The sequence below is a fragment of the Rhodopirellula sp. UBA1907 genome, assembly GCF_002337565.1.
Taxonomy (GTDB): domain Bacteria; phylum Planctomycetota; class Planctomycetia; order Pirellulales; family Pirellulaceae; genus Rhodopirellula; species Rhodopirellula europaea.
On record NZ_DDGH01000001.1, the window covers coordinates 19,622 to 42,285 of the forward strand.

The window sequence follows — 22,664 nt, forward strand, 5'->3', positions numbered from 1 at the left end:
CGGTCGTTGATATTGTCTGGCATCGGCTCGTTGAGGTCAACGTCAACGAGCTTGCCGAGTGATTCCTGTCTTGGCTCTACAGCAGTTTTGCCATGGCCGCATCGACGGCAGACTGCAGCGATTTGCTGCGGTCATCGCTGCCTGAGGAGCCTTCTCCGCCGTTTGTATTGGCCGAAGCGATGCTGTCGAGAACGTCGTCACCAAGGTCTGCGGAACTTTGGCCGATGACCTTGTCACTTTCGTACAAGACTTCGATCAGAGGTTCACCGGCGGCCGTGGAGCCTGACCCGTTCGTGCTGACATCGGAACTCGAAACGGCAGCGGAAGCACTCATTCCGGTTGCCGCCACGCTGTTCGCGGCCACGATAGGTTCGCCAAGCGGTTCGCTTTGATTGTTGTCGCGTCGGTTCAGTTCGTTAATAACCTGCAAGGCATCGAGCGAGCTGATGCGCAGGTCACCGCTGACGTCATAATAGCGACCCGGCTGCGAAGCACTTGGTCGACCGTTGTCGCCTTGCGTTACCACCAAATCTTCATCCACCGTCGGCGTGTATCCCGCAGGGAACGACGAGAAGCGGTTGAGGTGGTTGATGATCAACAATGCGTCCAGGGCCGAAACTTCACCGTCATCGTTGACGTCGGCGTTCAGGTCTGGGTTCTGCAGACGGCTGATAACAACCTGCAACGATACGGTAGCCAAACCACTGCGACGGCCGTTGGAGTCAGCGATCGAGTAGTCGAACGAATCGCGACCGGTGTAGCCCACCGCTGGAACATATCGCAATGTTCCATCACCGACGTTTTGAACTTCACCCGCCAATGGTTGACGTTCGATTTGAATTGAGCTGAAGTCCAGTCCATCCGCATCGGTGAAGTTGTTGCTGATGTCGATCAAGATCGCTTCGTTCAGGAAGCCTGAGCGAACACTGTCACGTCCGGCCGGTGCCGCGTTGGGACTGATCGTAACGGTTTCTTCGGTGCTGAACGTTCCCTCATCATCCGCGACGATGTAACGGAATTCGTCATTGCCAGGGAAGTTGGTGAACGGCGTGTAGGTGATTGTTCCTTCGACAGGATCAATCGAAACGCTACCGAACGCTGGTTGCTTTGTGACCGTCAACGAGCTCGGATCAATGACCCCGTCAACATCCACATCGTTGTCCAAGACCCGAATGACAGTGCTGCCAGGGCTTTGTAAAGTTGGCACATCTGGCTCGGTCACTGGACCATCGTTGACACCCGTGACACTGACACTGACCAAGACCGAATTGCTGGTTCGGATTGGTGTCGCATTGGCACCGGCACGGTCAGCGACGGCATAGCTGAACGAATCGTTCAACGGTGCTGAACCTGATTTCAACCCTTGCAACTCAGTCGAGACGGTTGGGTCATACGTGATGGTTTGCGTGACCGGGTCGAACGTCACCAACGCACCTCGAAGTGAGAGCTGCGGCGAGTTCATCACGATTTGCAACTCATCTGGGTTGGCATCGTTCAAGTCGACATCAACATCGTTTGCCAACAGTTCTGCCGCGGTGATCACGCGAACGGTGTCTTCATCGGTGGTGAAGTTGTCCGGTGCCGGTGATGGGAAGTCATTGACCGGTTGGATATTCACACGCAGGGTAATCGGTGCTCCAGCCAATCCTTCGCTGTCTCGAGCGACGACACGCAGGTCGACCGCACCGTTGGCGTTGAGTGCTGGCGTGAAGGTCAGAATGCCGTCCGGCGAAATCGCAGGCTGTCCGTCTTGAGTGAACAAGGCAGTGTCAGCGGCATTGATGGTTGAGACTTCGAACGAAACCGACTGATTGGATTCGTCGATCGGCCCAGGCGAGATGTTCGTGGCCCACTGCGTTGTGTAGGGACCACGATCTTCTTGGACGCGAACGGTCGGTCCGGCGGTGAATGTCGGAGCGTCGTTGACCGGATCCACCGTGATGGTGAAGGTCCGAACGGTGGACGCGTTGATATCACCGTTGCCAGCGTCGTTTGGTCCATCATCGAACAACTGCACCGTGAAGGTGGCTGAACCATTGAGGTCTTCCGCGGTCACGTATGACAGAGTCGCATTGCCTTCGGAATCAATCGATGCCGATGGTGGAGTGACAAACAACTCGGGATTGTTCGAGGTTTGAATGATCTCGAATCGGAGTGGCTGGCCATTGGTGCCGTCGCCAATTTCATCGTCCGCTCCGGGAGGTCCGGCTTGAACGTTGGTTGCCCAGTTCTCGATCACAACACTTCCGCGGCCGCCACCATCGTTTTGATCTTCGTTGCTGGTCACATCGCCAGCACCACTGAACTGTGGTGCGTCGTTGACGCCGAAGACTTCGAAGGTGACCGTGCCGGACGCGATGCGAGGCTCATCAATTGGTGCACCGTTGTTGCCAACGGGAACCGTGACCCCATCGTCGGTGACGGTGTAGATGAAACTATCCGTTCCGACGAAGTTGGCTCGCGGTGTGTAGATGAACCGAGTGATCTCACCGTTCTCGGTCACGCTTTGCAGTGTGCCGCCTTCAGCGGTGGTCACTGGGATTGGCGTGGTCAAAGACAGCGTTTGGTTGCCGCCTGGTGTGTTGTCGGCCGACTCGTTGGCAGGACCAACATCGAAGACATCCAGCAAGCCCGGTGAAGTTCCGTCGCCGTTGACCAACACGTCGAACGTGCCGTCTTCTGACAAGGAGAAGTTCAATGGGTTCGTGCCAGGTGTGCTGAACTCTGGTTTGATGAACGGACGGTCGTTGACCGGTTGAACATCAATGGTCAGCGTGACCGGCAAGGACGATCGCAAGTCACCACGCGTGCTGTTTTCCTGTTGGTTTGATCCAGGCAGGATTTCGGTCAAGACCACTTCGAATTCGAACGTGCCGTAGACATCGGCTTGAGGTTGGAAGGTCAGCACGCCGTTGTCGCTGATTTCTGGTCCTGCGATGAAGAAGTCTTGCAACTCATCATCCAGGAAGGACAGCGTTTTGACGGTGAAGCGAACGTCTTGGCCGTTGATGAAGTCGACTTCATCGAATGCACTCAATGGTGGACCCGCAGCGATGCCGACGGCGAAGTTGTTGATCCGTTGTGGAGCACCATCTTCCGCGACTTCGTAGTTGAGCGTGTTCGCAACGAACTGAGGCCGGTCGTTGACGGGGTTCAAGTTCAATTGAACGATCGATGTGGATCGGCGACGGTCCTGGACCAGTGTTCCCGTGTCGGTCGAATAGGTTTCGCCGTCACCGGGGAAGTCGTCGCGGACTTCGAATTCGAAGGAGTCGAACGGTGTGTTCGGGTCAATCGTGTTGTTGAAGTCCACAGGAGGCGTGTACTCCAAGCCGATCAACAGGTTGCCTTCGAATTTCGGCGTCAATGTTCCGCCCAAAACGGTGCGGTCAGGGAAGTCGAACAATTCGAGTTGTTGTGGACCACCGGTCGGGAAGCCAACGCTGAGCGACTGGTCTTCGTTGTCAGCACCCACTGTGTAGATGTCCAACAGACCAATTCGTTGATACGAGCCGACTTGCACCAAGGCTTCTGGGATCGCGCGGCTCAGCGGGATGAAGTAGTTGCCCGTTGTGACGGCGTTTGCAGGATCGCTGCTGCCGGTCGGTTGGGTGTTGTCTTCACGCAGCGTGTACCGGATCACAGCTTGGTCGTCGAAACCATCACCATCGGTGTCCGTGACATCGGTGATTTCGTAGGCTTCATCCGGATCGTTTGGCACTGCGTCGCCGGTCAGTCCAGGACGAATGCGAGGAGCATCGTTGACCGGGCGAACGTTGACCGTAAACGTGGTCGCTGGGATTTGTGAAGGAGCGATTCCGCTTTCGATTGGGTACAGCTCAAACGTTGCTTGGCCAACTTTGTCGGGATTCGGTGCGACGGTGAGCGAAGCTTCTGTGTCGCCACCGACGTAGTTCACAACCGGGAGGCTGGCCAAGACGCCATTCGGGTCAGCAACGACGCGGACTTCAAATCCGGTCACGATCTGTGCGAGTAACTCGTCCGAAGCCGTCGAGGTTGCCGAGAAAATCTCGGTCAAGAAGTCTGGCACGGTGGTCGTGCTCAAGTCGTCGCGTTCCAACACGTCGACCGTATTCAGGTCGTTGGTGAAGACTGGCGGATCATTGACCGCGTCAACGGTGATCGTGATCGTGCCAGCGTTGACCGAGCGGCGAATCGCGTTGATGTCTTGACGCGTTTGAGCAGGCGACGTGATGCGTGTGAAGGCATCGTCTTCCACGGTGTAGAGCAACAATTCGCGAGCGGCGAATGGCTGTTCGCTGTTGTAGTTCTCCGCTGGGTTAAACGTCACGCCGCTGAAGTAGCGACGGTCCTGACCCGCGACTTGGATCGTCTCGACGGTGAACGTGTACGTTCCGCCCGCATCACTGTCGATGGTCGCGGTCGTTGCACCTGCGGGAACCGAGTTGATCTCGATCGCGTTTCCGCCTGGAGTCGAGAACGAAACGATTCGGAGGCTCTGTTCGTTTTCGTTGAATGGAGCACCGAGTCGATTGTCAAACATTCCGCTGGCATCGGTCAGTTCGCCCATGCGAATCGCGGAGACAAGTTGCAGTGAAACCAACGATTGGCCCGATGGAACACCCAAAGCGGATGAGTCGGCCAATGCACCAATGCCTGCGGCACGCAGTTGCTCTTGCAAGGTTGTCGCAACGATGTCGGACGAGTCGGAAACCGTGAACTGCACGATGACGTCGGCACCCGCGGTTTGTTGCCCGGACAGGTTGAACTCCACAACGTGTGTGGTTCCAACGTTGTCGGTGATTTCGAATCGCTCTCCATCAATCAAGCGATCGCCAGCAGGGACCAAGATGTTGGTTCCACTGAAGGAAATGCTGGTTGGCGACAACGATCGTGTGATTGCATTCGAGGTCAGCAAAGTGACGCTGTTGCCGGATGCTGTCGCACCGATGTTCAGCGTGCGAAGGACATCAGCCAACGTGGTCGCCACATCATCGATCGAACCCGCCGCGTCGTATTGGACGACCGCGTCGTTGCCCGACGAAAGCGTGCCGGTGGTGTTGAGTTCGATGCGACGCACAACGCCGTTTTCGTCTGTCAACGAGAACGTTTGGCCGCTGACTAAATCACCGATGACAGGCAGGACGATGTCGGTTCCGTTGAACGTGATCGCGGTTCCGGTTGGATCAACCGACGTGATGTCAACGGTGTCAATCTGCCAGGAGGTCAGCGTGACCGACTGAGCGTTCACACTGCGACTGACCAGCGCGGCTTCCAATGCAGCGGAGATTTCCGCACGTGAGTCGCTGGCCGAGTATTGGACGAGGACCGCGTTCGGGTCGATCAAAGTTGTGCCGGTTTGGAACTCAGCGACGACGAGAGTTCCATCGAGAAGCTCAACGATGAGAGCGTCTCCACCGTTGATCGCATTCCCGGCAGGAACGATCACGTCAGAGCCGTCGGGAACCAGTCCAGATGCCGCACGGTTGACGCTGATCGATGCGACACTGTCCATTCGGACTCGGAATTCTTGCTGCGTGCCAGCGGTTTCGACGGCACCGAATCCAGCCAACAACATCGCGTCGGCCAATGCGGTGGCAGCCTCTTCGGCGGTGCTGGAGTCGCTGATCGAAACTGGAATTGCACCGGAGACCAAAACCGATCCGGTCTTGGTGAACACAAATCGAGTCGGTGTGCCGGCGTTGTCCGTGATGGTCACAATCTCGCCGTCGGAGATCAAACCACCTTCGGGAACCGTGATTCGGCCCGCAGCGGAATCGACCACCACAGCATTCTGTCCGGGAACGAACGAGAGTTGACCGGACGCGTCGAAGTTGACGGTCGCACCATTGACGGTGCCACCGAATCCGAGTGAGCGAAGTGTCAATTCGAGACGCGTTGCCAGCACATCGGCGGTTTCATCATCAGCGAACTGAACCACGCGATCAGTGCCGATCGAAGCGATGCCGGTGGTGTTGAATTCCACGACGACTCGACGTCCGTTGCCAGCAGTGACGATCAATGTCTCACCGTCTCGCAACTGGTCTGCGTCAGCCATGGTGACGCCCGAAGTCGTGGCCACGATGGCCGAAGGTGTCACGTTCACGCCGTCGAGCAACATCACGTCGCTGATCGTCAGTGGCGTGTCTTCAACGGTGCTTGCAAAGCGATCATAGGCCACAGGGGCATCGTTGACCGGTTCGACAAAGATGGTCGCCGACTGTGTGACCGAGAGCCCTGCGGGGCTGCGGTCGCCACGATCGGTGTCATCGTTCACGTCAGCGACGGCTGTGTTTTCGTTGACTCCGTTGTCCGTGGCGGTGTAGGTGAATTCGATTTCGCCGTACACGTTTGGAGCCGGCAAGAACGTGATTTCGTTCGTGTTCGGATCCAATGTCAATGTGCCCTGGGTTGGATCGACCAATGCGACAGCGGTGACAACGACGGGGGCGTCGTTGTTGTTTGTACCCGAGTTCTCGTCAGCGGCGTCGACTGGTCCAGCCATGTCGTTGCGAGTCAGGTAGGCCGTTGGGAAGACCAAGAGGGTGTCTTCCGTCGGCGTCGGAACGGTACCGGTGAAGAAACCGGTGTAATCCGTGTTCGCATTGCCATTGGCATCGGTCAGGCCAACGTAATCGGCGGCCAAAACTGGAGCGTCGTTTTGAGGCGTGACGCGAATTCGAGCCGTGGCCGGAGCCGAAATCGGTCCGATTGCATCGAATTGATCGCGGACACCATTGGCGATTCCGAGAACATCCCGTTCAGCTTGGCTGAGCGAAGCGTTCAGGTTGGCTTCCAAGTCGGAAGGCAATTCGGAGATGCCGTTGTCAATCAATGTGAACGTGAACGCGTCGACGGACAAGCCGCCGGCAACGGTTCCGTTGTCACTGTTGAAGTCAGGAGCCGGCGTGTAGATGACTTCGGTGATCCACTCGTTCGTTGGATTGAACGCCGCGGTCAGCGTGCCACCTTCCGGAGTGTTGGCCACTGCGAAACGGTTGTCTTTATTGATCGTGACTCCGCCGGCCGTGATCGAATGCACAAAGACGGATTGGTTGGGTTCGTCCTGCACGTCGGTGCTGGACGCTGGATTGAACTGAGCGTCGGCATCAGGTGTCGATCCAGCGATCAATTCTGCAGCGGTGATCGTCAATGGTGCACCGCCGTTGGTCGCGGTTGCTTCGACCATCACAAACGATTGGTCCGTTGCACCGGGGGCATCATTCTCAGGCACCACGTTGACCGTCACGGTTCCACACACAGGCGGATCGCCGGCATCCACTTCACAATCGATGTTGCCCAGGTTTTGCTGAGTCGACAATCGATAGGTGAATGTGTCGATCCCGTAGAAGTCAGGGTCCGGCACGTATCGGAAGCTGCCGTTCAGGTCGTCGCCAGCATCGGTGTCGATTTCCAGCGTGCCGTTGGTAGGTTCGTCAACGACGAAGTAACGCACGGGCAGCAATTGACCGGCACGGTTGGCGGCACTGATCAAACCTTGCGATGCATCGACGTCCAGCGTCGCGTCTTCGAACGCGGTGTAAGAACGAGGTTCTGGTTCTGGCAATGGAATCGGAAGGACTGACACGAGGTAGTCTTCCACTTCGCCACCAATCGCGACTCCATCAGGCCCGATGTTGCCGGCGTCGTTCACCCGGAAGCGAGCCCAGGTATCAAACGGCAAGTTGCCGACGGTCAACGGCGTCGTGACGTTAACGATGTTGGTTCCCGTGGTCACAGGAACGTTCGATAACACGTGCTCGTCGTCATCGAACACGCCGTTGCGGTCGAAGTCGATCCAGCCGTTCAGCAAACCACCACCGACGACATCGACGGCGATATCAGTGCCGGCTTCATCGAACGGGTTCAAGAATCCAAGAACCTGATCGGCGTTCAGTGACGTGAGGACTTGTCCGCCCGCACCGGGTTCACCGAAGACGCGGAAGAAGTTCAGTCCATCGTCGAAGCGAACGATCGATACACCGTCTTCATCATCGATTGCACGAACGCGAATTCCTTCGGCGTTGGTTGGATGAGTCAGTGCATCCACTCCGCCACCGGTGAAGTCGAGTTGCGGACGGATCGCCGTCAACAACGCGATTTCGATTTCTCGTAGCAAGTTACCGGTGTTGAAGAGAACCGGGATGTTCCCAGGTGATGGGTTGGTTGCCGCGTCCAGGAATTCAAATGTGAATGTTTGTGCTCCGATCACCAAAGTGATTGTGTCGCGAACGGCTGGCATCGACGTGATTTCGATGTCGATAATGTCAGTGTCCAACACTAGCGAAACCGACGCAGCGGCAGTACTGGCCGAGATTGGAATCGTGACGTCGTCTCCGATCACGTCGTTGGTTGACGAATTGGATGGTGTTCCGTCCGCTTCCGTGTCAATGCTGTTGCCCAATCGCACCGAAGTGCCATCGCTGATGACCGCGTGACGAGCACCGTTGCCCGGGATCGAGCTGTTCAGTGGGCTTTCCAGCAACGTCGCGTAGCTAGCCGGTGCATCACCAAAGTCAAAGCGAACTTCGGGCATGATGATGGTGAATCGGGTTTCGTCATTCACTCGCGTTTCGCGGACTGCATTACCGGACAAGTCCGAGACGGCAGGAATGCTCAATCCGGTGACATCAACAACACCGTTTCGAGTGAACTGAGCCGAAACTGCATTGGCACCATTGATCAACAATGTGCCGCCGCCCGGTGCAAAGATTTCAAGGCCGAGGTTTGCGTTGAGAATCGTCCGTTGCAACGTGGCTGCAACCGATGCTTCGCTGAAGGTAGCCGACGGCAAGAACTCGACCGGTACCGCACCGCCACTGATTCCGCTCTGCACCAATCCACTGGTTTCGAGGCTGATCGTCGTGACTGTGCGAACTTCACCAGCAGGAACGATCGATGAAGCTTCATTCAGCTTGATTGAGGTGCCCGAAACGACCGGAGCCAGTTCGTCTGGGTAGACCGCACTGATGACGGCAGCAGCCTTCGAGGCAAGCGTTGCCGCGTCGTCGCCGCCACCGATCAAGATCAAACGATCGGGACTGGTCAGCGAGGAGTCTGTTGTGAAGCGGAAAGTGGTCGCGACACCGCCAACGTCCAAGGTGAACGTTGTGCCGTCAACGTCGACACCGGTTCGTCCAGCAGGCACTGTCAGTGACAGTGAATCGGTGACACCTGGCATTCCCGAACGTGAAAGTTGGGAATTGGTGACGTCCAAAACGTCTGACGCCAAACCACCGAGCAGGACGCTGCCGTCGCCGGTCGCTTGAGCGGAATCCAAGCCTAGCGACACGTCGCCAACTGCCGCAACAATTGCTTGTGCAATTTGGTCTGGGGTGTCGGTGCGACTGATCGGCACCTGACGCATGGTTTCGGTTTCAACGAACGAGTTACTGTCATCGAAGACAAACTCAACCGTGGTTCCATTGTTCGTGTAAAGGAAGCTCTGCCCTGACTCGACACCATTTGTGGTGCCGTTGAGTTCCATGCCCGCGACCGTCGATCCATTGCTTCCCATGGTCACCGTGTGACCGGAAAGGGTTCCGAGTTGGATCGAGTCGAAACCAATGGCGACCGGGGCCAAGTCCAATCGCTGAGCGTGGGTTTGACCGGATCCGGCGTGGACGGAATTGATCGCGGCGAGGATCTGATCGCGAATGTCAGCGATGTTGCCGACACCAGCCAAGTTGATTGCAACGTTCCCAGACGCAGTGGATCCGGTGAGGTTGATCTCAAACGACTGGCTGGTTCCATCTGGTGCGGTGATCGTGAATACATCTCGGTCACGGAAGCCGCTGGTGACATCCAAGATCGTAAGCGTGGATGTTTGTGGAACAGTGACGGAAATGCCGCTCTCGAATTCGAAGACGGTCGGTCGACCGGCTGCATCCAGAACGGTGACTTGATCGCCGTCCGATATCTGATCGCCACTGACAGTATCAAACGCGATTCGCGATTGATTGTTCATGGTGATTTCATAAACCGCGTCCTGACGCCACAAACCAGCGAGAGGAGTCAACCGGATCGTGCGGCTGTTGGCACTGTATCCGAACGTGAAATCTTGATCAGGCAGCAAACGACGGCCGTTTTCGGTCAACAAGACCGAGTCGACGGTAATCGTGGCTGGGTCAGGACCGGTGCCCGACGGGTCAACCAATTGAATTTCAAAGAACTCAACGGTTTGTTGCGGGTTGGTCAGTCGAACGAAGGAAGAACCTGGGTCGGTGTCGCCCATCGTCACGTTCTGAGCAGCCGCTTCGACGCCATCGGCATCGAACGGATTAATCAACAATGCAACGGGACGACGGTCATCGGCACGATCCAAGGCACCGCGGTCGATGAAGACGTTGGATCCAGCACCACCGGAACCACTTGATTGGCCATCGACTCGCGGTTGACCATAGGCGTCAAACGCGGGTGCGATGATTGGCGAAGCGGAAATGCCAACCGGATTCTTGACGGTGTTGAAGAAGCTATTGCGATCAGGCAACGAGGCAAACGAACTGTCAATGACAGGGCTGTTCTCAACCGGAATGTACAGCGACCGCGATGGATCTTCGAACAACGGTGTCCCGTTGGGAATGACGATCGACGAGCTGGCGATCGCTAGTGTCGAGTTGGTTCCGTTTTCGTGGAACGCATTGCCACCAACGATGGTGTTTCCTGATGTTGCCGTGTCGACTTGGATGCCGACGTTGAATCCGGAAATGACGTTGTTCAGTAGCGTTGGGTTGGCACGTCCATTGACGGTGATTCCGTCGCCACCACCCGTGTTGACCACGGTGTTGTTGACGATTCGGCCGAACAGGTTCGGCGCGGGGCTTTCGCCATCGTCGAAGGTTCCGCCGCCGAACAGGATGCCACCGGTGCCCGAGTTGGACACGACGTTGTTGATGATGACCGCACCGGGAATCAATCCGGTTGGGTTTTCGTTGCGGAGCAAGCGAGCGGAGCCAGGCAGCGTGTCTTGGGTTGCACCGTTGGTCGTGTTCCCTTGACCGCGGTCGCCCAACGTCGCCGAGATGCCGTAGTTGGCCGAGTTGGAAATGAAGTTGCTGCTGATGATGATCTGACCCTGGTCATCGGTTCGGTTCACATCAGTGATTCCGAATTGATAGTCAACCATCAAAACGTCGCGGTCAGGAACGCGTGCTGAGGCATCGGCGTTAGGACGGATCGTCAGCTGGTATTCACCAAATTGCTGATCAGTGCCACTGATCGGACCGGCTCCAAAGACGGCGCTGTTACTGATGACAACGTCATAGAAACCATTCGTCGTAGCGGTGAAGTTCAAGAACGCGCCACCGATGGTTTCGCCCGGTGCCGTGGTCGGAACGAAAGCGGATTGTTCCAGGATATTCGCATTGATGTCAAAGTTGTCACCCGCTTTGAGGACCGAGATGACCGGCAATTCCAACGCATCGCCGGCTTTGGTGAAACCAGCCGAATCGACATCAATGTCGACGGATTGCCCGGCCGACAAATAAATGCGGACCGAGTCAATGTCCTCCAACGGATTGGATGGCAGAATCGTCAAGTCATCGACGATGTTTCCTGGGCTGACACCGGTGTTAACCGCATCGCCGATTTTTCCAACTCCGACAAAAGTGTCGACGTCACCGTTCACGAAACCTGTGACGGACGATTGTGCGAGTTGATCTTGGAAGTTGACATACTGAACCGTGTCTTCGTCGTGATCAATGACCGCTATGCGACGGCTTGTTGCGTTTCCAGATGCCGTTTCTTCGGCGACCAAATCCATCTTGATGAATCGGCCCCCGCTCGGATTGACGGAGATGGCGTTTCCAAACAATTCAACGCGAGTCGAGTTGGATACACCTCGTTCCGCACTGTCCGCATTTGCGGCAGTGATCGCCAAAACGTTTTGGACTTGGGGTGAGTTGATCGCGTCACGAATAGCGCGGGCGACTTCGGCTGGGTCTGTGCTGCTTGGATCGTAAGGAACTCGAACGTTTCCGGTTTCGACGCCGTTAGTGTCAAGAATGCTATCGAATTCAAATGTCAGCTGACGTGTGCCGTCGTCCAAGACAAACGTATCGCTCGCAGTGACAGTCGAATCCAGACTGGTACCAACATCGATTAGCGATGAACCGGCTGGAGCAATCAAAGTCACCGCTCCGTCAACCAATCGGTCATTGGAGTCAAACGAACGACCGGAACTGAATTGTTCATTCAGCACCAAGTTGATCGGGTCGTAGTCCTGTGGAACGCCGTACTCATCGGCCGTGCGGATTTCCAGTGAGTAAGGACCAACCAGCGTTTCGTTCTGACGTTCTGGTTGCTCAGCTTGTGGGTGTGTGTCAGGCAAGACGGATGGGTCAAACACGTAGTTGGTGTTGTTGACCGGTGCGTTGATGACCATTTCACCGCGTTCAGCCAAACCGATGATGATGTCATCGATGTAAACACCCTCGACTTGGTTGTCGTCTGCACCGGCGGTTCGGATTTGATTGGTTGCGTAACCCGATGATGCACTGACACCAAATTCGTCCCCGGGCATGGATGTTCCGAAGAATGTGTCCGTTTGAGACAATCCGTAGGATCCAACGTCCAAAGCGAACGCGTTGTACAAACGAATCGTGTCGCCACCGTAGATTGGGTATTGGTCAGCAGACGCGATTTGATTGAATCCGGTCGCTTCAGATGCGAGTCGACCAAAGCCTTCCGCGAAGGCGATTCGCATTTGCTCAGTGACCTCATTGGCCGTCTGATTCACCGTCACTTGAATCGGCGTTGGGCGAGTGTCAGCAAAGAAGTTGACGTCCGAATTTACGGTGGATTCGTAAGAAACAACCAGCGAATCGTTATTGGACAATTCGACTGAAACCGCATTGATCAGATGCACTTCGCGATCGTTGACAACGACACCTTGAAGTTCAGCGTTAATGGCTTCTACGACACGTTGCGCCAATGCGTCAGCGGTGTCGTTGACGTCATAGAAGATCTCAAAGCTATTCGCAGGCGGTGTGGTGACAAAGGTGTAGGTCTCCGGCGTTGCCCCGCTTGGGTCGTCTTTCCGGAACACGGTGAAGGATTCACCGGGAACAATCTCGCTGCCCTTCGGAAGCGTGATTGGAACGGCGTAGGTTGAAACCGGTGATTGCACGAGCGTGGTTACCGTCGTGGTCGACCCGATCGTTGCAAAGTTGAGGTTGCCGGCAAGACGGAACCCGTCACCGGATTGATCAAGGTAGGCTTGGTAGCTGTCGTCGAAAGCGTTGAGTGCCAAGACGATGTCAGTACCAATCTCTTCGGCCGTGGATGTGGCATTAAAGTAGACGCTGATATCGCCAGCGTTCGGGACATTCAAGCCTTCTCGAATGAAGGTAATTGTCGTGCTTTGGAAGTTTCTAAACAGAGTGATCTGTTCACCATGGTGAACCAGGTCGCCCGATGGAATATCGAAGTCCCAAATGTCATCCGTCAGAACAATCGTATTGAACGTAAATGATGTTCCGGCATTGCTGGAGCTGACTGCATTGGCAGCTACCGACAGAACGTTCCCGTTGAGGATGGCACCGAAACGGGTTGGCAAATCTTGGAAGACTCGGTCGGCCAGCGTGGCACCCGGTGTGCCGGCGTTGTCGTCCGAGAACGGAATCAGTTGATCACCTACGACGTCAGGAGCGTTGACGTCCGCGAAACGGATGACGTAATCGTTGCCGTCGGTATCGACGAAGGTGATGTCTTCATTGTTGGCGATCGAGGCACCATTGGGGATGGTGATTTCGATTCGGCCTTCGTTGGCAACTTCTTCATTGATGGAGATTCCAGTTGGTGCTGGAATGAAGTCAACACTTGTCGAAGGGTCCAGGATGACGATGTCACCAGAGCCATTGACGTAGGCTTGTGTGTTGTTTGGCAGTTGTTCCAGGATCTTCTGGGCAATTGCTTGCTTGCTGTCGAACGGAGCGACGTAGATTTCACCAGGGAAGAACGTGGCTGGTGCAACGGAGTTGTCGACATTGGTGTAAGTCAATGTTGTCACCAATCCATCCGGCCCGGTGACTTCGATTTGCTCGCCAGCTTCGAAAGTTTGTGCCGTTGGGATGATCATCCGGGAGGCAGTCACATCGACTTGAGTTGGATTGGACTGACCTGCAGCAATGTTGCCATCAACGATGACATCGGTGGCGGCACGGAAGCTGACACGCCCGTCGCCCTCGAAGTAGGGGGCGAGTGCTTTATCGACTGAAGCAACAACCGTTCGCGCGACTTCGTCTGCGGTCATGCCGACGTTGAAGACGACTTCATTCAACGGCTTCGGCGTTGCCGACGGAGCGGTGACAAAAGTCACGGTGGTTGGGCCGTTTGGACCGACGATCGACAACTGATCATCGATTTCTAGGTCAGCACCAGTCGGGAAGACAACGTCGCGTCCGACGACTGTCTGGAAGAGAACAGTGTTGAACAAATCATCTTGGAAGGAGATGACTTCGCCGTCGACTAGGTTCTTGCCAGCGGTGCCGGATACGTTGATCGAACCAAAGTGTGTGCGCATCGACCCCGATGTTGAGAAGTCAAATCGGATCTGAACGTTCTCATTGCCCGCCAATGGCGAGACATCAATTCGAGCCTGACGCCAGTCATTACCGTCGTCGAAGATCTCCTGGACGAGGATGCCAGTTTCGTTGAAGTAGTCGTATTCGTCAGCGAATGCTGCTTCGCGGTAGTTGTCGTTCGTGGCCAGCAATTTCCATTCGCCATCGTCACCAGCACCAAATACGCGGAACGAATCATTCTGAGCCCGCGGAATTTCTGCGTCATAATCGTCGTTGGCTTCAACATCGATGAAGTAGCTGAAGTACAGCGTCGGCTTGTCAGCCGGATTGATTTCGCTGAGGTCGAACGGACGCGAAACAACCGAACCTTGGCTACCACCCGGTGCGATTTGTCCCAGGTTGTCACCATCGGCGCGTGCGATCGTATTGTCAGCTGCGTCAGCGGTGACTTCAAATCCGTAATAGAGTGACGATCCACCGAAGATGCGAATTCGTGTTTGATCTTCGTCTGGGTAGATTCCCTGACCTTCATCCAAATTGCGGTCATTGGTGATGTGCCAAGGGTTGATCTCAAGGTTGCTAAATGCAATTCCGTTGACAGTCCGCGCACCGTCGCCGACAGCTAGTCCGCTGTCGAATTGCATCTGGATTGCTGATCGACCGTTGTAGAATACGTTGGCCGGTTCGATCGTTTGACCATCTAATTGCAACGCGTATAGCCATCCGTCATCGGTCGCAGCAAAGATAATTTGCTGCAGTCGACCGTTTTCGACCGTTTGCGGTCCGAATGACATGCTTTGGAAGACGGGATAGCGTTCGCCCGTGTTGAAGTCGAACGGCGCCGAGAAGTGGTTGGCGTCGGCCACAACGCGACCGTAGTACGTCGTTGGGATGACCCGGTTGTAGGCTTGCAGTTCGAGGTTGTCTTGCGGGGCAGGAATGGTGTTGTTGGGATCAAAACCATGGATCCCACCCAGATCGGTCGTCGCCAAGAACGTCTCGATTCCAAGGCCGGCCGGTGCATAAGCCAAGCCGGTGATGTCACCGCCATCTGCTCCGGTGTCATAGATGAACCCCGTGTCAATCACACCATGCTCGACGTCCGCCGAGGTTGTTCCATAGAACGAACGATAGGGGATCGTCCCATCGAAGTTTCTGTGAGTGTTGGCGTTGGTGCTGCCGAGTGACGTAATTTGCCCGTTCGATGCAACTGCTTGATACAGGATGTTGCGAGTCAGTTCGTCAGGAATCTCACCACGACGACCATTGTTGTCACGTTCTCCGACCAAGAAGAATCGTTCGTTGTCGTTGACTGCGGTTCGGTTGATGCTGGTCGTGGACGGGCCAGGCGGGAACGCCATCGCATTGATGTCGAGTTGAGCGGCATCATCGCCTTCCAGATCAGTTCCAGCCTGGTTGTCTCGGAGGAAAGTGATTCCATCGTCGCCAACATTACTCGCAGCAGCGTTGAATGGGCTGATGTTCAAAAAGTTACCGACGTTGCCGTTGTTCTCTGGTCCGCTTTGCGGCCCAAGGCTATACGAGAACAACTCGCCGTCACGTCGAATGGCAATGTCTCCGGTAGGTTGGCCCGATTGCCCGATCAAACGGTCAACTCGACCGGTAAATGGGTTCACGCTGACAAGCACACTGTTGTTGTTTCCAGAAATCGCACCATCTAGAGACACGAACAATCGAATGTCGTCGAACGAGTAAGGAACGATCGAAACGTCGTCGAAGATTGGATCCACGATGGGAGCTTCGGCGGTGTAATCAAGAAAACGACTTTCAAATTCGCGAAAATCGTCCGAGTCAACAAACGTGCTGTTGCCGCCCAATGTGTCTTCTGCGATCCGCCGGACGGAATTAATCGGCATCAAACGGGTCAGCGGGTTGGCCGAGTTTGGATTGAAGAATTGATCCAAGGCCTCTGGGACGGCAACCTCGCCAGAAACAGCGACGTAGTAAGTTCCTTCGGGAAGTTCCACTGGTCCGATATAGGCATCCAGAACGCCGGCGGAACCGCCGTCCAGGTTTTCCATGTCCACTCCGTTGAGAGGACGTCCTTGATCATCGGCGATGTTCGAATCGCGGCTGTGCAGAATGAGTTGCCCTGCAGCGTTGTAAACCGAGATCGATGAGTTGACACGGCCCAGTGCATCGGCGTAGTCGATGTCGAACGTCGTGGTAACGAATCGGTTTTCGCTGTCAAAGACATCCGGCGAAATTTGCTGTGCGAACAAGTCGACTCGGTAAACGTCAACGTCTTCGATACGAACGTCCAAGTTCGTTGAGTCGATGTTGCCGATTTCGCCGGTGATGACCAAGGATCCACGGTCAGATGTCAGCAGGTTGCCGACCGTCTGCGCATTTCCTGTAGTGAATCCGAGACGGTTGTTTTCGGATTCCAGTGTGCGTTCATCGCCACTGTTGCGGTTCGCGGGCGTCGGATCGATGTAGCGGACTGCTTCGCCCACGTCACCAACGAGCGGCGAATGCAGCGGAGCACCCGTGACCGCGATGGCGTCAGTGGCGTAACGGATGTCGGCCAACTGAACGGTTGAACCGGCGGTTTCGTCTGTCTCACGCAGACGCAATGACAGTTGGTACTGGCCATCGGTCTTTTGGTTCAGTGTGCGGACCCGGACGTAGTAAGTGTTGTCACGCTGCGTGTCACCTGGCAGGACCACCCGGAATCCGGCATCGAGAGCGTTGGGTGATTCAACGGAACCTGTTCCCAATTGGTAGAGCGGTCGCACATCGTCGACCGAAACACCGTTGGGAAGATTGGGGTTCGCGTACAGTTTGGTTTGGTCGGTCGTTGAGACCTCAGCGTCAGTGATTTCCGAGAAACTGTTATTGCTGCTGGCGACGACGTCTTCGTTGACATTGATCAGTTCGACGACCGTGTCGAGCCCGAACGACGTTTCATCAATGTCGATGAATAATTCGGTGCCACCGGTTGCGGTGAAGCGATAAACATCTTGGTCTTGAGGGGTCGCCAAGGTGCCGCGGACATTGAATCCGAGACGTTCGTTTTCATCGCCGGCGTATTCGTGCTGCGCGAGGTCACCGATGACCTGTGCATCATCTGGGGTGGCGTTGATGGTGATGTCAGATGCCAATGCACGCTCGTTCTCGAGCACGTAGGCGACGTTGCGATCGTTAACGTAGGCCTGCAACTGCAGTCCTTGCCAATCGCCAGCAGCTGGATCGGTGGCGTTGGCCGCGGTCTGCAGCAATGCACGACCGTCGGGTGTGAAGCCAGCACCAACGGTTTCGTCGTTCAGGCTGGTCAAAACAACCGGGTTGCCGGGTGTTCCAAGTACTTGCAACGTACCGCCGATGCGATCGGTGATATCGAGCGGACGTCCGCTACCAACCAACGTGCCGTTCGGGCCAAATTTGACGACGAGGCTTTGGCCCACGTCGCTCTTCAATCGCAACGCACCATAGAAGTGGTTAGTCATCGAGACGACCGAACCTTCAACGATATGAACGATGTCGGTGTCGTCCCAGACACTGTCCGTGGTGATGATTTCGCTACGAACACGCAAACCGTTCAGCGTGTTGAGGTCCAACAAGTTCCCCGCGATCAATGGGCCCTGGTTGTCAAGTTCGGTCGCGATGATGCTGCTTGGACCGGTGGCACGACCGGTGTCCAAAACGTCGTCGAAGTTCAGTGCATCTGGGTTGATGCTGATCGCGGCACCTTCGTTGTCCGCAATCACATTGTTCAAAATGACAGGTTGGCTGCCGCGAACAAAGATGACCGATTCGTCGTTGAATCCGCGACCTTCACGCGTGCTGTTGCTGGAGAATCCATCCGCGTTGCGTGTGAATGTAGAGTTGGCGACACGAACATCGGCTTGAAGGATTTCCAAGGCGTTGAATTCGGTGAAGCCACCTTCCACGGGGCTGGTACCGCCGCCGAAACGAACTTCCGCGAAATCGAGGCTGGCCGTCGTGTCTTGTCGGAATACCAACCCACCCCAGTCGCCGGGGGTACCTGTGCTGGCACCGTTGTTGTTGCTGTCAAACGTTCCGCCGGCACCATACGTGTCATCCGCACGCGATGTGAAGATGACTTTGTTTCCGTCGTCGCCTTCAGCATAGAAGTCTGCACCAAATGTGGCTTCGATACGAGCCAATTCAGACTTCACAACGATACCTGGATCGATCGTCAAACGCGCGTCATAGCGTGGCAGCAGTTTGGTTCCACCATCCGCATCGTTGCCCAACGTTTCGCCGAGCAACGAGGTTGGCGCGAACGTTGTCAGTCCACGATCCATGAAGCTGGTCTCATCCAGCATCAATCGCGCGACCAAGACATACTCACCCGTGCTAGGTGTGGAACGATAGAGGTTTCGTCCGATGAAGCCTTCGGCGGTGGCCGGCAGGTTATCGAGGAAAATTCCGTCATTGCGGGCGACGACTTGCATTGAACTGGCGGCGCTGGCACGTGACTCACCGCCGTATGGATCGACGAACGTCATGCGATAGTCGTAAGCCTGGTTCTCTTCCAGTTCGCTGATTCCGACCAAGTTGGGAACAATGTTGGTCGTGACTCCGCTTAGGTCAGGGCTTTGCTCGCTGGTGAGAATTCCTCCGCGGGTTGTTCCATCATCCAGATAGAACGTTGCGCGACGATCCAATTGGATCACTAGTTCATAGCGGATGACACCAACTGGAGCGGACAGATCGCGACGATACAAATTTCGACCGGCAAACTCAGAAGGCGCCGAAGGCAAGTTGCTCAGTCGAACCGCACCGGTTGTCGACGTCACCGATCGTGTCGCCAAACTCGCCAACGACTCGTTTCCGTCCTCGGTGACGTAGGTCATCACATAGTCGTACACCCCATCAGCCAGCGAACCGCCGGCGGTCGAAGTTTGAACTGTGACACTCAAAACATCGGGGCGTTCTTCCAGCAACATAGGTCCGCCTGGATTGCCTTCGATGGTCAACACTTCGCTGATCGCGTGGACGATATCGTGATCGTCAAAGCGACCACTGACCGTCATCGGTTGCAGTTGGCCGGCGGCGGGAGTGTCGACGCGAACGAACAAGGCGTTGATCGTGTTGTTGATCAGCGTGTTGCCGGCGATCTCAGGACCGACCCGTCCGTAGTCGCTGGTGAACGAAGCGACCGATTGATAGCGGGGCGAATGAAAGTTGGTTTCGCGGAAGCTGTCGGGGTCAGCACTGATGGCGGCATCAGCACTGTTCATGATCGTGTTGTAGATCAACGTTGGTCGACTCTCGTGCATTTGCAGAGGGGTCACGACCGGCGCGTTGGTGTCGATCTTGCCGCCACCGTATTGCATGTTGGCGTGCGAGACGTAGTCCAGGAAGATCCCTTCGGTTTCCCAAACAGGACGGCCTTCAGCGAAGTCGAAGTCGTTGCGGAACTCAACACCCGCCCAGTGTCCGGTCGATGGAACGGTGGGCAATGGGTTGTTGTCGATTCCGATGGTCGGATCATCGAAACTGGTGAAGAAGACCTGACCACCATCGGTTGCTACGCCGTTGGAGTCGACGAGAACCGGAGTTCCCAAGACTTGAAGGGCGGCCAACGATCGATCTTCATCGACCGATTCACTACCGACGCTGATTTTCGCGGTGCGCAGTTTCAGAATGGCACCCGCGTCGACCATGACGGTGACACCCTTGGGGACTTCGAAGACGTCGCCGTCTGCCAAAGCCCGATCGCCTGTACCGCCCCGCCCGATTTCGTAGGCGGGGTTGTCGGCGACCGTGGAAATCAAATTGTCGGCACCCGCACTTGGGAGCAAACGGACGATGTCGCCCGGTTCCGCCAACTCAAATGCACGGCTGATCGTCCGCACTGGAGTCGCAAAGCTACCGTCGTTGGTGTCGTCTCCATCAGCGTCTTTCAGAACGTACAACACTCGAGGTTCGTCGGCCGCAGAAACTTCGCGAGCGGTGCGGAACCAGAAGTTGAATTCACCGCCTTCAACGCCATCGGCGTCGCCGTCCAGACGTGAGCCGGCTGTGTCGGTGATGGTATTGTTACTGTCAGGTTTGAAAGTGACACGCAGTTGGTAGGTGCCTTCGGTACGACCACCAAGTGCGCTGCCTTCGACTTCACCGTTGTACGAGTCGTTGCCGGTGCTGCTAACGCCGAGAACGTAGTTGCCAGCGGTGACGTCGACGGATACCAACGAATCGTTGCTATAGAAGTCGTCGTTGGAAGCAACTAACTCATACGAAACCGGGTTGGATCCCGATGCGGGAACGACGCGGTAAAGCTGAACGAGAGTGTCCAGTAAGCTGCTGTCTTCGAGTCGTTGCGCAAACGTTTCGGCGGTGATGCGACCGGTTTCTGCGACATTGAAGGAGTAGAAGTCGACGTCGTCGCTTTCGGGACGATGCAACGCCTGGCCGAGCGTGATGTCGCTTTGGCTCAGGAATTCAGGTTCGGTCGGTATGTTTGGAAACGAGTTGCCGGCGAATTCGCTGAAGAATTCCGAGTTGGGTTCATCGGGGCTCGATCCACCCGCGGCGACGCCATCAGGTTGCTCGAACAAATCGCCGATTCCGATGACATTGCCGACGCCACGCAGGGCTTCGACAAACCAGCTTGGACGGTTGTCGGGTGACAAACCATAGCCATCGAACCATGGTTCGCCGGCATCCATGACCAAGACGCCACGCGATGGGTCTTTTTCGTTGACGCGGTAGAGGCTGTAAGGCGTGCCTTCACCCGCACCGGTGTCAGCGGTCAAAACGACCGCTTGCAAGTCACCCGTGACGAACTGCAAACCGCTGTCTTCTGTTTCGACAAACTGGACGCCCATTCGCTTGGAATAGAGATCGAGTACTTCCCGAACGCGTTGCTTCTGCGCTTCGGTGATCGCGTTGGAGAGTTTTTGCCCCTGGGTACCTGTGCCGTAGAGTTCAGCAAAGTTGTAGGGGTAGATGTTGATACCGGTGGTGGTATCGATTTGCTGAGTCAATTGTGACTCGCGGCGGTATTCTCGCAGACCAGCAGCATCAAATGCGCCCGGCCAGTTTGGAATCACATCGGTGGTTGAGCGGATCAGTCCACCATCCACCAAGACACTTTGCGAGCCGCCACCGAAATTGGTTCCCAGTGCTTGCGCATTGGTAAACGTGTCGGGTAGTTCGACCGCGGCGACATTGGAAGGAGCCATCGGAAGGTCATCGCCACGTCCGATTCGCAAACGGAACGTACCACTGCCACTGTTGGATTGCGGCCCCAACAACGTTGTGGTTCCATCCGTGACGTCCGGCAATTCTGACAGATCAGAATCGAATGTCAGCGTTGCCCGATTGAGCGCAGGATCATATTCGACCAACGTCGGAGCGTAGACCGGATCGTCTGTGTTCTCGACCGTGTCGTTCGTGAAGATCAGTTTGTAGAAGTCGGGATTGACGACTGGCAACAAAACTGAATCGGTTGATCGAACCACACCCGCATTGAGGTTGGACAACGGATCGTCATTGAAATACACGTGCACTTGGTCGCGAGCTTGAACTCGTGAGGTGCCATTGAGCGTGATCGGTTGTGGAACAACTGCGACCACCTTCGGCCCAACTTCGATTTCGAAATCGATGTTCACCGCGGGACGCTGAGGATCGTCCGGTTGAGCCGGCGTGACAGCTTGTCCCGACGCATCACGCAGTGCGACCACTCCCGAGGTCGTGTCGTCGTAACCAGAGATCACGATTCGGTAGCGGTCATCGGCCAATGTTTCGGCGAATCGAGCCACCACGACTCGGCCACCACTTTGATCGCCTTCAAAGCCCAAGAACCCAGGTTGGATCGGGTTGTTGAAGTCTTCACTGTCGAACGTTCCATCCCCGCCCGCAGCAACAAATCGGATTCCGTCCAGCGTGCTGCCATCGACTTGCGATCCGCCGTCAAAGCGGAACGTTAATTCGGAGGGAGCCACCGACAGAACGTTGTTGTCGTTCAGATCGAACTGCGAACCCGTGTTCGCGGCCACGCTGACCAAACGAGGCCCGCTGACAATTTCCGCCGCGAGCAATTCGCGTCGCTCGAGTGTTTGGTGGTGCAAACGGCGAGGTTGCGTCGAAGAACTGCCGCGCCGGCGAAGATTTCGTCGTTGGGTCATGGTTGACCGAAGCCTTGCAGAATATGAATCAAAAACG

General features: G+C 55.8%; 1 protein-coding gene. It reads right to left on the minus strand.

All coding sequences use genetic code 11. The features are described from left to right. Positions 1-76 precede the first annotated feature (76 nt). Positions 77-22,627: a tandem-95 repeat protein gene (locus B2R17_RS00085; RefSeq protein ID WP_286762343.1), complete on the minus strand. Its 22,551-nt coding sequence runs from the start codon at positions 22,625-22,627 to the stop codon at positions 77-79. Positions 22,628-22,664: the final 37 nt, after the last annotated feature.